Below are 13,357 nucleotides of genomic sequence, written 5' to 3'. Positions count from 1 at the left end.
GTGCAGTCCACATCCTGGATTTGCGCTGAGCCTAAAGCCAGGCTCCGACACAAAGGAGGTGAACTACTTGTCGTTGCGCAGAACCTTGGTGCGCAGCACCGTCTCGTTCAGGCCCAGCTGGCGGTCGAGCTCGCTCACGGTGGCCGGGGTCGCGGTCAGGTTGACGATCGCGTAGATGCCTTCGGCCTGCTTGGCGATTTCGTAGGCGAGCCGGCGGCGGCCCCAGATGTCGACCTTGTCGAGCTTGCCGCCCTCGGTCTTCACGACCGAGAACAGATTATCCAGGGACTGCCCGACGATGCGCTCGTCCAGGCTGGGGTCGAGGATGACCATCACTTCATATTGACGCACGGACCAATCACCTCCTGTGGACTGGTAAACGGCCACGGACTTTCCGTGGCAGGAGGGTTCGTTGCGTCAGCAACCCGCCAAGGCTACATGAGCAGGTAGTTGCCGACGAAATCGATCTTCGCGGCGGGTATGCACCGGGCGCCGGGGCAACAGCCGCTTAATGTGGTCGACATGACCACGGCCGTACCGCAGCAGCATTCGGCACGCCGTGCGGCGACAGCCACGGCGTTGACCTTCCTGATCGTGCTGTTGTGCGGGCTCACCCTCGCCCTGGCGTATGCGAACAAGGCGCGGTGCGCGGGCGGCGCGATCGACGAGTCGGGCCGCAGCCTGATCTTCGAGGAGCGCAAGGACACCGCTGTCTGTTATTCGGATATCCAGTTCCTCTGGCTTGGCCGCGATATCGACAATCACGTTTTCCCGTATGTCGACGGCGCCATCACCGACGACGGCGCGCTCACCGGCGGCGCCGTGGAGTACCCCGTGCTGAGCGGCCTGCTCATGTGGGCGGGCGCGATCGGCGCGACCAACGACGCCGACTTCCTGTGGCATTCGGCGTTGCTGCTCACCCCGTTCGCCCTGCTCACCGCCTGGATGCTGGCGCGAATGGCCGGTCCGGCCGCACTGCTGTGGGCGATCGGTCCGCCGCTGGTGCTCTACGCCTTCCACAACTGGGAACTGCCGGTGGTGTGCACGGCGGTGGCGGCGGTCTATGTGATGACGATGCTGACCGGTCTGTCCGTGCGGACCCGGGGAATCATCGCGGGAGTACTGCTCGCGCTCGGTTTCTGCCTCAAGATCTATCCCGGGATCTTCGTGCTGCCCTTGGCCTTCTACGTCCTCACCGAGGGTGCGCCGCGCGACGGGCGCCGGTTGCGTGAACTCGATGTGGCAGGCGCGGCGCAGACGTTGCTCGCGGCGATGGCGACGGTGGTCGCGGTGAATCTGCCGTTCGTCCTGGCGGGGGTCGAGGGCTGGCGGGCCTCGATCACCTTCCAGCAGATGCGGCAGGCCGACATCACCACCAATTCGATCTGGTACTGGGGTCATCAAGCCCTGTTCGGCCGGACCGCCGAAACGTCGGCAAGCTGGCACACCATGGTCTCGGTGGTCTCACCGCTGCTGATCTTCGCGTCGTTCGCCTTCGCCCTGTGGCTCGGGTACCGCCGCTGGACCCCGGCCTCGGCGTTCCCCTGGGTGGGCGTGAGCGGCGCGATGCTCGCCGGTTTCCTGCTTTTCCACAAGGTGCACTCACCCCAATACACCCTGTGGATAATTCCGTTCCTCGTGCTGCTCGAGGTGCCGTGGACGCTCGTCGCGGGCTACCTGATCGCCGACATCGCGGTCGGCGTCGGCGTCTTCCGCTACTTCGCGGCGATGGGCGAGGGAAAGAACGTGCACCTCATGGAAGGCATCGTCCAATTCGGTGTCTGGACACGGGTGGTCCTGCTCGTCATCCTGTTCTTCGTGTTCCTGCGGGCTGGTCCACGCCGGACCGGCCGGCGCGTCTCAGGACAGCTCCGGCGCGAACTGCAACCGGCCTGAGAAACGACAACGGCGGCGGATCCGTCGAGGATCCGCCGCCGCAGGTCACCACGTCTAGACCGACGCGGGTTCCTTGGTGTCTTCGATCGCGTCCGGCTCCGCCTTGCGGTTGCGGATGATCGAGCTGATCAGCGCCGCGCCGATGAACGCCACACCGATCAGGCCGGTGATGAGCTCGTCGACGTGCACGCCGATCGAGACCAGCAGGATCGTGGCCAGCGCGCCGATCGCCCAGTGGGCGCCGTGCTCGAGGTACACGTAGTCCGCCAGCGTGCCCTGGCGGACCAGGTACACCGTGATGGACCGGACGAACATCGCGCCGATGAGGCCGAGGCCCAGCGCGATGATGATCGGGTCGGAGGTGATGGCGAACGCGCCGATCACACCGTCGAAGGAGAACGAGGCATCGAGCACCTCGAGGTAGAGGAACAGGAAGAACGCGGCCTTACCGGTCGCCTTGACCAGCGTGGAGGGGCCGCCCTGCGGGCCTTCTTCGAGCTCCTCGGTGTGGAACATCGAGCCGAGGCCGTCGACGAGGATGTAGGTGATCATGCCGAGCAGGCCGGCGATGAGCACGGTCGAACGCTTGTCGTCGGCGGCGAGGAACTCCGCGACCAGCACCAGGCCGGTGCCCGCGACGACGACGGAGAGCATGTCGAGCTTGCCCGCCTTCGCCAGCGGCTTCTCCAGCCAGCTCAGCCAGGTGATCTCGCGCTCTTCGAAGATGAAGTTCAGGAACAGCAGTGCGAGGAACATGCCGCCGAAGGCCGCGATCTGCGGATGCGCGTCGGTGAGCAGCTTCTCGTAGCTGGGGCTGCCGTCGGGGAACTCGAGGGCATCGTTGGCCGGCGGGTTCAGTGCCAGGTCGAAGGCTTCGACCGGGTTCAGTCCGGCGGTGGCCCACACGATGGCGAGCGGGAACACCAGACGCATACCGAACACGGCGATGAGGATGCCGACGGTCAGGAAGATCCGCTGCCAGAATTCGCTCATCCGTTCCAGCACGGTGGCGTTGATGACGGCGTTGTCGAACGACAGCGACACCTCGAGGATGCCGAGGATCGCACACAGTGCGAGGGCGGTCAGACCACCGTAGAGGTAGGCCACGACCAGCGAGAGCACCGTGATGACGATGGACAGGCCGAAGATGCGCGTTATCACGCGGAGGGACCTTTCTGTGTCACACGAGCAGGGGGCCCGAAACCTGGAGCCCCCTGCTCATGATGATGACTAGACGTTGACGCCGTAGTCGCGGGCGATACCGGCCAGACCGGAGGCGTAGCCCTGACCGATGGCGCGGAACTTCCATTCGGCACCGTTACGGTACAGCTCACCGAAGACCATAGCCGTCTCGGTGGAAGCGTCCTCGGACAGGTCGTAGCGGGCCAGCTCGGTGCCGTTGGCGCGGTCGACAACGCGGATGTAGGCGTTGCGCACCTGGCCGAACGACTGCTGACGGGTCTCCGCGTCGTAGATCGAGACCGGGAAGAAGATGCTCTCGATGGTCGGCGGGGTGTTGGCCAGGTCGACGTTGATGACCTCGTCGTCGCCCTCGCCCTCACCGGTGGTGTTGTCGCCGGCGTGCTCGATCGCGCCTTCAGGGGACTTCAGGTTGTTGAAGAACACGAAGTGCTTGTCGGACACGACCTTCTTGTCGGCGCCGGTCGCGATGGCGCTGGCGTCGAGGTCGAAGTCGGTGCCGGTGGTGGTGCGCACGTCCCAGCCGAGGCCGACCGCGACCGCGGTCAGGTTCGGGGCCTCTTTGGTCAGCGAGACATTGCCGCCCTTGGACAGACTGACACCCATGCGGGAATCCCTTCGGTTAGTCCGGTGTGTCGTTTCCCAGCATGTCCGAATCGCCGGGTACCGCTACGACAGTAATAGGTTTCGGCGAACTTGCGTAGGAACAACCGAGAGCCCTGGTAGCGAGGAGGAATCTCCTACGATCGGGTCAGCGGGCGGGTGACCGCTGCGTGGTTCGGAAAGGGGATACGCCGGTGACACCTCGCAGACGCGGCTGGTTCAGGTCCGGGCCGGACAATGCCTGGATCAGTGGGGCGCGGGCCGCGACGGCCGCCGCCTTTCTCGATATGGATCGCAGGCAGACGGCAGCGGAGGCGGGTGTGGCGGCGAGCGAGCAGGTGTTCCCCGAGCGCCACATCGGCGCCGTATGGGAACCGGTGCGCGCGCGGTGCTATGCCGCGTCGGGCGCCTATCTGAGTTTCACCGACGAACTCGACAGCGCCGAGGCCGCGGGGACGGCGATCACCGACGGCCCGGCCAGGGCCGACGCGCTGGTTCGTGAGCTCGCCGACGCCGCGCGCGGGGTCGACGAGTTCTATCACGCGCATCGGGCCGGCCTCGAGCACGCGGTGAGTGTGCGGGCGTCGGTGCCGCAGTTGCTCGCGCAGGTGCGGGCCGAGGCCGAGCGGGAACTCGCCGCGGCCGAGTCGTCGGAGTACGTCTCCTACCCTTCGGTGGCCGCGGGCGTGCGGAAATTGAGTGAGGCACTGGTCACAGCCTCCGGGGTCGACCCGGGTACCGCCGTCGCGGCCGCGCGGGAGGCCGCGACAGAGGTCCGCCAGGCGTGTGTGGAATTGCGGGAAGTGTTGGCGGAGGCACCATCTCGTGCCAACGCGGCGTCCAACGCGATCGCCTCGGTGACCACCCGGCTGGCGGCCGTGCGCAACCGCGCCGACGCGCTCGGCCCCGCGTACTCGGCGTTGTTGCGTGAGTTCAACGCTGCGAGTTCGGCGGATCTGACGAACAATGAACGCGAAAGCCGGCGCGGTATCGAGGCCGCGGACGCGGCGCTGGTACGCGCGCGTGTCGCGGCTGCCGATCGCGACCCGGAGACCGCCCTTGACCTGACAGCGACCGCGCGCGAACACCTCGCCGAGTCCGAACAGCTCGTCGACGCCGTCACCCGGCGGCTCGAACTGTTGCGCGAGGTACGTGCGGACCCCGAAGCGCAGCTGCGCACCGTACGATTCCGGCTGCGGGACGCGCAGATGCTCGCCGTCGATCGAGGGCTGGTCGGCGAGTGGGGTTCGGTGCTCGACGCGCAAGCCGAACGCCTCGATCGCATTACGGCCGGACTGACCGGTCGTCATCCAGACTATTGGGCGTATGTTTCTGAACTGCGAACCGTCGCGGAGTTCATCGCCGGAGTGGTCGATCGCATGCGAAAAACCGTAGGAACCGACAGCACTTAGGACCGCACACGACATGACACGGGTCGACGAATGAGGTGGGGGGAATGACCGCAGGCTACGCCATCGCACCGGAGGTGAACCTGCGAAAGCAGGTGCCGCTGCGCCACTTCCACAATTTGCAGGGCCCGCGCAGCCGTGAGTTGTTCCTGGTGGAACCGGAACCGATACCGGGAACCGCCGACCGTGAACTGCTCGCCACCGCTCTCGGCGCCACGCTGTACGTGCCCGCGACCCGTCCCGACCTGGCCGCGACCATCCTGCGTCGCGCCGCGCGCGGCGTGTGCTCGATGGTGATCGACCTCGAGGACGCCGTGGCCGACCATCAGGTCGACGCCGCGAAGGAACACGCGGTCGCCACGCTCGACCTGCTCGCGGGCGTCGCCGACCCGGTGCCGATGCTGTTCGTCCGGGTGCGCGACGTGCAGACCGTCACCGAATTGGCCGACCGGCTCGGACCGGGCGCCGACATGCTCACCGGTTTCGTCTTCCCCAAGTTCGACGCCGTCACCGGGCCCGCCTACCTGGCCGCGCTCGACGCGGCCGGTGACCGCCTCGGCCGCCCCGTCTACGGCATGCCGGTGCTGGAATCGGCGAACCTCGTGCATCGCCAGACCCGCGACGAACAGCTCTCGCGCATCGCCGAGCTGCTCGCCGAGCATCGGGACCGGTTGCTCGCGGTGCGCATCGGCGCCACCGACATGTGCTCGACCTTCGGCATCCGCCGCGACCGCGACCTCACCATCTACGACGTGCGGGTGATCGCCGACGTGATCGCCGACATCGTCAACTACCTCGGCCGCGCCGACGGCACCGGTTTCATCATCACCGGACCGGTGTGGGAGTACTTCGCCGACCACGAGCGCATGTTTCGCCCGCTGCTGCGCACCGCCCCGTTCGAGGAATCCGACGCGGTGCCGTTCCGCCAGTACCTGGTGAGCCGCGACCTCGACGGGTTGCTGCGCGAGATCACCCTCGACCGCGCCAACGGCATCCAGGGCAAAACGGTGATCCACCCGTCGCACGTGGCCGCCGTGCACGCGCTGTCGGTGGTGACACACGAGGAATACGCCGACGCGCTGCACATCATGGAGGCCGATGTCGGCGGGGTGGCTGCCTCCGAATACCGCAACAAGATGAACGAGATGCGCCCCCACCGCAGTTGGGCCCGCCAGACACTGGTCCGGGCTCGCGCGTTCGGGGTGGCGAACAAGGGAGTGTCCTTCGTGGATCTGCTGACAGCGATGGTCGCGGAATGACCGCGGTGCGCACGATCGAAATGCCTTGGGCCACACGTCATCTCGGAATTCGCCTGCATCACGGACAGGCTTTCGCCACGGGCGCGTCGCAGGAAGTGACCGCGATCGCCGAGTCGGACGTGCTGCCCGGCGCGCTGTCGATCGGTGAATTGGTGCGTCCGGGTCTGCGTCGGAATCCGCGTCGCGCGCATCTGCTGGTCTCGACCGTGCTCGGCAAACACCTGCCGACCGACCCGCACGTGGTGATCGGGGCGGGCAACCGCCTGGCCGACCTGGTCGCGGACAAGCTCGGCGGGCAAGAGGCGGTGGTCCTCGGATTCGCCGAGACAGCAACAGGTCTCGGTCACTGTGTGGCCGCGCGCCTGGACGCGGGGTGCTACCTGCATTCCACCCGTCGACACGAATCGCGGGCCACCACGCTCACCGGTTTCGAGGAGGGGCACTCCCATGCCACCTCGCACCTGCTGCAACCGGCACCGGCCGACATCTTCGCCAACGATCTGCCGCTTGTCCTCGTCGACGACGAAATCTCCACGGGCGATACGGCTATCGACGCCGTGCGCGCCCTGCACGAGTTCGCACCGCGTTCGCACTATGTGCTCGCCTCACTGGTCGATTTGCGGACCGCCGCCGACCGCGACAAGTTCGAGAAGTTCGCTGCCGAACTGGGCGCTCGCATCGACACCGTATGTCTGGCAACAGGTCTGGTCGACCTTCCTGACGACTTGGTCGACGCGGTCGCGGCCCTTCCGGAGCCGCGACTCAATCCCGAAGCGGCGCAGCCCGGTTCGTACGCGCGCCTCGAGGTGTCGTGGCCGAGCGATGCTCCCGAGGGTGGGCGGCACGGGATTCTGCGCACGGACAAGGCAGCTTTCGACGACGCGGTGAACGGTGTCGTCGACGAAGTGCGTGCACGACTGGATGCCGAGTTCAACGGGCGTCCGGTGATCGTGCTCGGTCACGAAGAACTCATGTACCTGCCGGTGCGCCTGGCTGCCGGACTGGCCGACGCGGGCATCCCCGCTCGCTTCCAAACCACCACTCGTTCGCCGGCCTACGTTCTCGACGAACCCGGCTACCCGCTGCGCAGAGGTTTCCGCTTCACCGCCCCCGAACCCGACCCGACCGCACAGCGCTACCTCTACAACGCGCAGTGGGAAGGGGAGAACCCGGTCCTGCTTGTCGTCATCGACCCGCCCGCCGACACCGCGGAACTCGTCGCACCGGGTGGATTGGTGGATGTACTCACGACATCCGGCGCGGATGTGCTGGTCGCCGTTGTCCCGGGGGCCGACCCTCGCGTGCTGAACTCCTCGCGCACTGCGCAGGTATCGGACGAGGGTACGCAATCAGGGGATGGGTTGATCCGGGCCACGAACGGCGCACCGGGCAGTGCCGCCGGCCAAGACGAGCTGGTGGCTCCAGATCACGAGCCCGTGGAGTCGCGGGCGTTCCCGGCGCCACTGCACGGCCCGGAGTTCGGCTCCTACGCGCGCGAAGACGTGTCGTGGCTGCTCAAGGATCTCTCCGATGTCGACCTGGAAGCCGATGTGGCCGAACGGGAACGGCGCATCCAGGCGGGCAAGGCTCATTACGCCGAGTCACTGCCGGTGGAGTATCAGCCCGACGCCGCCTACCGCGAACTCTTCGATCGGGTGCTCGCCGACAGCGCCGAGCGGCTCGCCCTTGCCGTGGCGACGGTGGCCGAACTTGTCGTCGCCGAACGTGGCGAGAACATCGTGCTGGTGTCGCTGGCGCGCGCGGGGACACCGATCGGTGTGCTGATGCGGCGCTGGCTCGCGAGCGGGATCGGGCGTCCGGCCCTCGACGCACCGCATTACGCGGTGTCCATCGTCCGCGACCGCGGCATCGACTCCGTCGCCCTGGATTACCTTGCCCACCACCACGATCCGTCCACGATCGTGTTCGTCGACGGCTGGACCGGCAAGGGTGCCATCACCCACGAACTCACCGCCGCCCTGGACGCCTATCACGCGGCGGGCGGCGCCAGGTTCGACGACGAACTCGTCGTGCTGGCCGACCCGGCCAATTGTGTGCGAACCTTCGGCACCCGTGACGATTTCCTCATCGCGTCGGCCTGCCTGAATTCGACTGTCTCCGGCCTGGTTTCACGCACGGTCCTGAACGAGAAGCTGATCGGTCCGCGCGACTTCCACGGCGCCAAGTTCTATCGCGACCTGGCCTCCGACGACGTGTCGAACAAACTGATCGACACCGTCACCGCCGCCTTCGAAGCCATTCGCGACAAGGTGCCCGCCGCCGTCGCCGCGATCCGGGATTCCGATCGAACACCCGACTGGTCGGGTTGGGCGTCGGTGGAGAAGGTGCGCGCCGAATACGGCATCAGCACAGTGAATTACGTGAAACCCGGCGTCGGCGAGACCACCCGGGTGCTGCTGCGTCGCGTACCGTGGCGGGTGCTGGTGCGGGAAGCCGACGCACCGGAGCACGCCCACATCCGCCTGCTCGCCGCCGCACGCAATGTCCCGGTGGAGGTGGTGCCGGATCTGGCCTACTCCTGCATGGGCCTGATCAAGGAGCTATCGCAGTGAGCGTCCTGTTCGCCACCGACCTGGATCGCACGATGATCTTCTCGCGCAACGCCTTCCACGGCGCGGAAAACGTCGAGAAGGAATGCGTCGAGTACTACGAGGGCGAACCCCTGTCCTACATGACCACCACCGCGATCGCCCGTCTGCGCGAGTTGGCCGCGAACGCGCCGGTGATCCCGACCACCACCCGCACCATCGAACAGTTCCAGCGCATCGAATTACCCGGTGCGCCGTGGCGTTTCGCCATCACGAGCAACGGCGGCAATATCCTCGTCGACGGCATTCCCGACCCGGCGTGGCGGTTGTCGATCGACGATCAGGTCAGCGCGACCGGCGCGACCTTGGCTTCCGTCGGCGCCGAGTTACGTTCGCGGATCAGCGATTCCTGGGTCACCAAGTATCGCGAGGCCGACGAATTGTTCTGCTACCTGGTCGTTCGCCCCGAGGCGGTCCCGGCGGGCTTCCTCGCCGAATGGGACACCTGGTGTCGCGCCAACGGCTGGTCGGCCTCCCAGCAGGGCCGCAAGATCTACACCATGCCCGACGCGGTCTGCAAAAGCCTCGCCGTCGCCGAAGTCCGCCGCCGCCTCACCGAATCCGGTGATTTACCCGACGGCGCGCAACTGTTCGCCGCGGGCGACGGCGCCCTCGACGCGAACATGCTCGAATCCGCCGACGCCGCCATCCGCCCCCGCCACGGCGAACTCGAAGAACTCGCCTACACCGCCCCCAACCTCACCGTCACCACCACCGCGGGCATCCTGGCCGGCGCGGAAATCCTCGACTGGTTCCACGCCGCCCTCCCCGTCGCGGATCCGGTCTAGTACTGCTGCTGGCCTGCGAGTTTCTGGGTGACGACGGCCTGGATGCGTTGCAGGCCGCCCACGCTGACGCCGCTCTGCAGCTGGCCCTCGATGGTGCGGACCAGGGCGTTGTCGCTCATCACCTTCTCCGAGGACTGGATGAGGACGGTGCCGGCGCCGGTGAAGTCGAACTGGCGTTCCTCGCCGGAGGTGGCGCCCATCGCGGCCGCGCCCGCCGACAGGAAACCGGTGATCCAGCCCTGGTCGTAGTGGTGGCTCGGGGACGGGCAGTCGGCCCAGCCGACGAGCGCCTCGGGGTCCACCCGCAGCGGTGGTTCGGCGAACATCACCGGTCCGTTGGACGAGGCGAGGAACTTGCCGGTGCCGATGAGGGTGAGGAAGCCGGGCACGATCGACTGTTTCAGCGCGAGGCCCGGCTCGAACGCGAGCAGGTTGGCGCCGCGGATCGTGAGGTTGCCGTCCTCGAGATCGTAGGAATTGATGTCGTAGCCGCGGTCGCCGATGATGAGCTTGCCGTGGCCCTCGGCCACCACGTACTCACCGGCGAACAGCGGCGCCGAGAACTGACTGCTCACCATTTGGGTGAGATGACCCTGCAGACCGTGCGTGAGCAGCTGGAAATTGATCTGCCCGTAGTAGGCGATCATGGCGCCCTTGCGCATGAACCACGGCCCGGTCAGGTCGATGCAATAGGCGTAGCTGTTACCCGGAATATTGTCGCTGGCACCGAGATTCATGGGGGACAGGATTTCGCTCATGACTCACAACTTCTCTTCGGAGGCCTGCACATACACGACACCCTGACCGTGGCAATGCAATTGCATCGCCTCGCCCGATCCGCGACCCACCGCGTCGCGCCAGCTCATCGCCGCCTTCAATTCGGTCTGCACGTTTCCGTACGCCGCGACGAATGCCTGCGGGTCGACGACCACCGGATTCGGCCCGCCCACTTGCAATTCCAGGAATCCGCCGTGCGCCAGCAGCACCGCCGAACCCTGACCGCTCAGTTGCGTGGTGAACATGCCCTGCCCGGTCGCCACACCCGCGGCGGCCCCGCGCAGCGCACCCATCAGGCCACCACCGCCACCACCACCGGAACTGGCCACCGACACCACCGAGGCCTGCAACCCGGCGGTGTTCGCCAGCAGCCGCGAGGCCTCCACCCGCAGCACCGCACCGGGCTGCATCTGCACCACGTGCACCTCGAGCCCGGCGAATCCGTAATGGACGGAACCGTTTCCGCGCGCAAGCATGGTCCGCTCGTGTTCGCCCGCCATCATGGCGCCCGCCATGCGCATCAGCCCACCGCCGCCGCCCATGCCGCCACCCGCGCCGGGAATCTGGTGGGGGGAGAACTGCACCTGGCCGGTGTAGAACAGCATCGCGCCGGTACGCCCGACCACCCCGCCCGCCTGGGCGACGTCGACCTTGACGACCTTGCTGTTGACCTTCTCGAACATCGTCGCTTCCCTTACCGTTCCGCGGGCTGGATCAGCACAACGCCCTGGCCGTCCCACCGCAGCGAGAACGCCTCGCCCGCGTCCTGGCCGACCATCGTGCGCCAGGAGACATCGGTGACGAACGACTGGTTGAGATTGCCGCGCGCCGCGACGAACGCATCGGGGTCCACGATCAGCGGGTACTGCGGCGACACCTCGAGGTGGATCAGCGGCCCACCGGCCGACAGCAACGCAACCTGGCCCTGACCGCTCACCGTCGTGGTGAAAAGGCCACTGCCCGAAGACATTCCACCCACACCGGCGAACCGCACGTCGGTGCGCAGATTGCCCGCGAAGGCAAGCAACTGCTGCGACTCGACCTGCAACGTGTCGTTGTTCAGGTTCACCACGGTGACGTTCTGGCCGTTGACCGCGAAGAACACCCGGCCGTTGCCGGTGCACTCCATCAGCGACAGCTTCTCGCCGGTGGCGCGGCGCTTGAGACCGTTGAGCACGCCCTCGCCGCCGCCGAAGCCGGCCGATTTGAACTGCACATTGCCCTCGTAGGCAACCATCGAGCCCGCGATCGCGCGGATACTGGTCCCCGCGAGATGTGCCTCGATCACTTTCTTCGATTGTTCGAACAACTGCGCCATTCCTGGCCCCTTTGTAAGGCGGGTGCGACGCCCCGTTCCGACAGCGACGTCACCCTAACCGATCGGGAGGCTGAACGCCCGGGCCCGGTTTCTCGTACAGTGACAACAAGACCGCACCGACAAGCGAAGGGTCGAACTTGTCTGCAACACTCGCCAAAGGCCAGAACGGTCCACTGGCCGTCAGTGACGTGGTGATCTCACTCCAGCTCACGGCACCGGCCGATCTGTCCGCGCTGCTCGTCACCGAGCAGGGCAAGGTCCGCACCGACGCCGATTTCGTGTTCTACAACCAGCCGAGCGGTCCGGGTGTGGACCTGCGACCCGGTCCGGCCGGTCAGCCCGCCTCGCTCGCGGTGTCGCTGCCCGCCGTGCCCGCCGAGATCGACCAGATCCGCGCGGTCATCACCCTCGACGACGCGACCAGCAATTTCGGTCGTTTCGCCCCGCCGACCGCGATCATCTCCGACGCAGCGGGCAACCAGCTGTACTCGTACCTCATCGAGGGCCTCAACGCCGAGTCGATCGTGATCGCGTTGGAGCTTTACCGCCGTCAAGGTGGCTGGAAGGTGCGCGCCGTCGGCCAGGGGTACGCCGGTGGCTTCGCCGCGCTGGTCACCGATCACGGTGTGCAGGTGGATGATTCGCCCGCGCAACCCGCCGCCGCACCGCAGCAGGCCGCACCGCCGCCGCCCCCGGCGCCGAGTTACCAGCAGCCCGCGCCCGCCTACGCGCCGCCCGGTGGGGGTTACCCGCCGCCCGCACCGCCGCAGCAGCCCCCCGCGGGTGGTGGCTATCCGCCGCCGCAGCAGGGTGGTTACCCGCCGCCGCCCGGTGGGGGCTACCCGCCCGCCGCCTCGCCGGCCGCGCCGCCGCAGCCGACCGGGGAGATCAGTCTCAGCAAGGACCGGCCGGTCAGCCTGCAGAAGGGGCAGCGGGTCACCCTCCGCAAGGAAGGCGCCGCGCTCACCTTCGTGAAGATGGGTCTGGGCTGGGACCCGGTGCGCACCCGTGGCATGTTCGGCAACCGCACCGTCGACATCGACCTCGACGCCTCGGTGTGCCTGTTCGCCGACCAGAACCTGGTCGACGTGGCCTACTACGGTCAGCTCTCGTCCAAGGACGGCTCGGTGCGCCATCAGGGCGACAACCTCACCGGTGAGGGCGAAGGCGACGACGAGATGATCCTCGTCGACCTCACCCGCATCCCCGCCCACATCTCCACGCTGCTGTTCATCGTCACCTCCTACAAGGGGCACACCTTCGAACAGGTGCAGAACGCCTTCTGCCGCCTGATCGACGGCACGACCAACGGCGAACTCGCCCGCTACACCCTCGCGGGCGGCATGCCCTTCACCGCGATGGCGATGGCGAAGGTGTACCGCTCCGGTGGTGACTGGAAGATGCAGGCGCTCGGCGAGGGTTTCCAGGCCAAGCACCCCGGCGAGGCCGTCCCGCAGCTCGGCCGTTTCCTCGGCCGCGACTGACCTTCCGCACCACA

The 13,357-nt window shown here is 67.1% G+C and carries 12 protein-coding genes; 6 read left to right on the top strand and 6 right to left on the bottom strand.

Annotated features, from left to right (window positions below; translation table 11 throughout):
* Window positions 1-63 precede the first annotated feature (63 nt).
* Entirely contained in the window at window positions 64-351 is a 288-nt protein-coding gene (gene rpsF, locus AB0I19_RS21640; protein WP_067497234.1) for a 30S ribosomal protein S6, read from the bottom strand.
* Window positions 352-522: 171 nt separating this feature from the next.
* On the opposite strand from rpsF, the gene AB0I19_RS21635 reads away from it, so the two are divergent.
* The gene (locus tag AB0I19_RS21635; protein WP_357150726.1) at window positions 523-1,896 is read left to right on the top strand and encodes a hypothetical protein; all 1,374 of its coding nucleotides are present in this window, start codon (window positions 523-525) and stop codon (window positions 1,894-1,896) included.
* Window positions 1,897-1,950: 54 nt separating this feature from the next.
* Here AB0I19_RS21635 and AB0I19_RS21630 read toward each other — a convergent pair whose 3' ends face one another.
* Both AB0I19_RS21630 and AB0I19_RS21625 read right to left on the bottom strand, forming a co-directional pair.
* Window positions 1,951-3,057 (bottom strand): DUF475 domain-containing protein, encoded by a 1,107-nt coding sequence (locus tag AB0I19_RS21630; RefSeq protein WP_357150725.1) that lies wholly within the window; start codon window positions 3,055-3,057, stop codon window positions 1,951-1,953.
* Between the two features lie 69 nt (window positions 3,058-3,126).
* On the bottom strand, window positions 3,127-3,702 hold the full coding sequence (locus AB0I19_RS21625; protein WP_067497229.1) for a TerD family protein: 576 nt from the start codon (window positions 3,700-3,702) through the stop codon (window positions 3,127-3,129).
* Between the two features lie 191 nt (window positions 3,703-3,893).
* Between AB0I19_RS21625 and AB0I19_RS21620 the strand changes: the two genes are divergently transcribed.
* The 4 genes from AB0I19_RS21620 to AB0I19_RS21605 are packed head-to-tail and all read left to right on the top strand — an operon-like array spanning window position 3,894 to window position 9,764.
* A complete protein-coding gene (locus AB0I19_RS21620; RefSeq protein ID WP_357150724.1) occupies window positions 3,894-5,111 on the top strand; it encodes a hypothetical protein in 1,218 nt (405 codons plus the stop codon).
* A 44-nt stretch (window positions 5,112-5,155) separates the two neighbouring features.
* Window positions 5,156-6,367, top strand: coding sequence for an HpcH/HpaI aldolase/citrate lyase family protein (locus tag AB0I19_RS21615; protein ID WP_181698600.1), 1,212 nt, complete (start codon window positions 5,156-5,158; stop codon window positions 6,365-6,367).
* Window positions 6,364-8,940: a phosphoribosyltransferase gene (locus tag AB0I19_RS21610; RefSeq protein WP_357150723.1), complete on the top strand. Its 2,577-nt coding sequence runs from the start codon at window positions 6,364-6,366 to the stop codon at window positions 8,938-8,940. The genes AB0I19_RS21615 and AB0I19_RS21610 overlap by 4 nt, the downstream gene beginning before the upstream one ends.
* Window positions 8,941-8,972: 32 nt before the next feature.
* A complete protein-coding gene (locus AB0I19_RS21605) occupies window positions 8,973-9,764 on the top strand; it encodes an HAD family hydrolase (protein WP_357150786.1) in 792 nt (263 codons plus the stop codon).
* Here AB0I19_RS21605 and AB0I19_RS21600 read toward each other — a convergent pair.
* Genes AB0I19_RS21600 through AB0I19_RS21590 form a run of 3 tightly spaced genes read right to left on the bottom strand, consistent with a single transcriptional unit; the run spans window position 9,761 to window position 11,859 of the window.
* Window positions 9,761-10,522, bottom strand: coding sequence for an AIM24 family protein (locus tag AB0I19_RS21600; protein ID WP_067643392.1), 762 nt, complete (start codon window positions 10,520-10,522; stop codon window positions 9,761-9,763). The two genes, AB0I19_RS21605 and AB0I19_RS21600, sit on opposite strands and share 4 nt — an antisense overlap.
* A gap of 3 nt (window positions 10,523-10,525) precedes the next feature.
* On the bottom strand, window positions 10,526-11,224 hold the full coding sequence (locus AB0I19_RS21595) for an AIM24 family protein (protein ID WP_067643395.1): 699 nt from the start codon (window positions 11,222-11,224) through the stop codon (window positions 10,526-10,528).
* 11 nt (window positions 11,225-11,235) lie between these two features.
* The gene (locus tag AB0I19_RS21590; protein WP_067497217.1) at window positions 11,236-11,859 is read right to left on the bottom strand and encodes an AIM24 family protein; all 624 of its coding nucleotides are present in this window, start codon (window positions 11,857-11,859) and stop codon (window positions 11,236-11,238) included.
* A 137-nt stretch (window positions 11,860-11,996) separates the two neighbouring features.
* Between AB0I19_RS21590 and AB0I19_RS21585 the strand changes: the two genes are divergently transcribed.
* Entirely contained in the window at window positions 11,997-13,343 is a 1,347-nt protein-coding gene (locus AB0I19_RS21585; RefSeq protein ID WP_357150722.1) for a TerD family protein, read from the top strand.
* Window positions 13,344-13,357: the final 14 nt, after the last annotated feature.

Source organism: Nocardia sp. NPDC050413 (genome assembly GCF_040655475.1).
Classification (GTDB): domain Bacteria; phylum Actinomycetota; class Actinomycetes; order Mycobacteriales; family Mycobacteriaceae; genus Nocardia; species Nocardia coubleae.
Note: the sequence above shows the minus strand (reverse complement) of the source record. Positions and strands in the feature narration are given on the sequence as shown.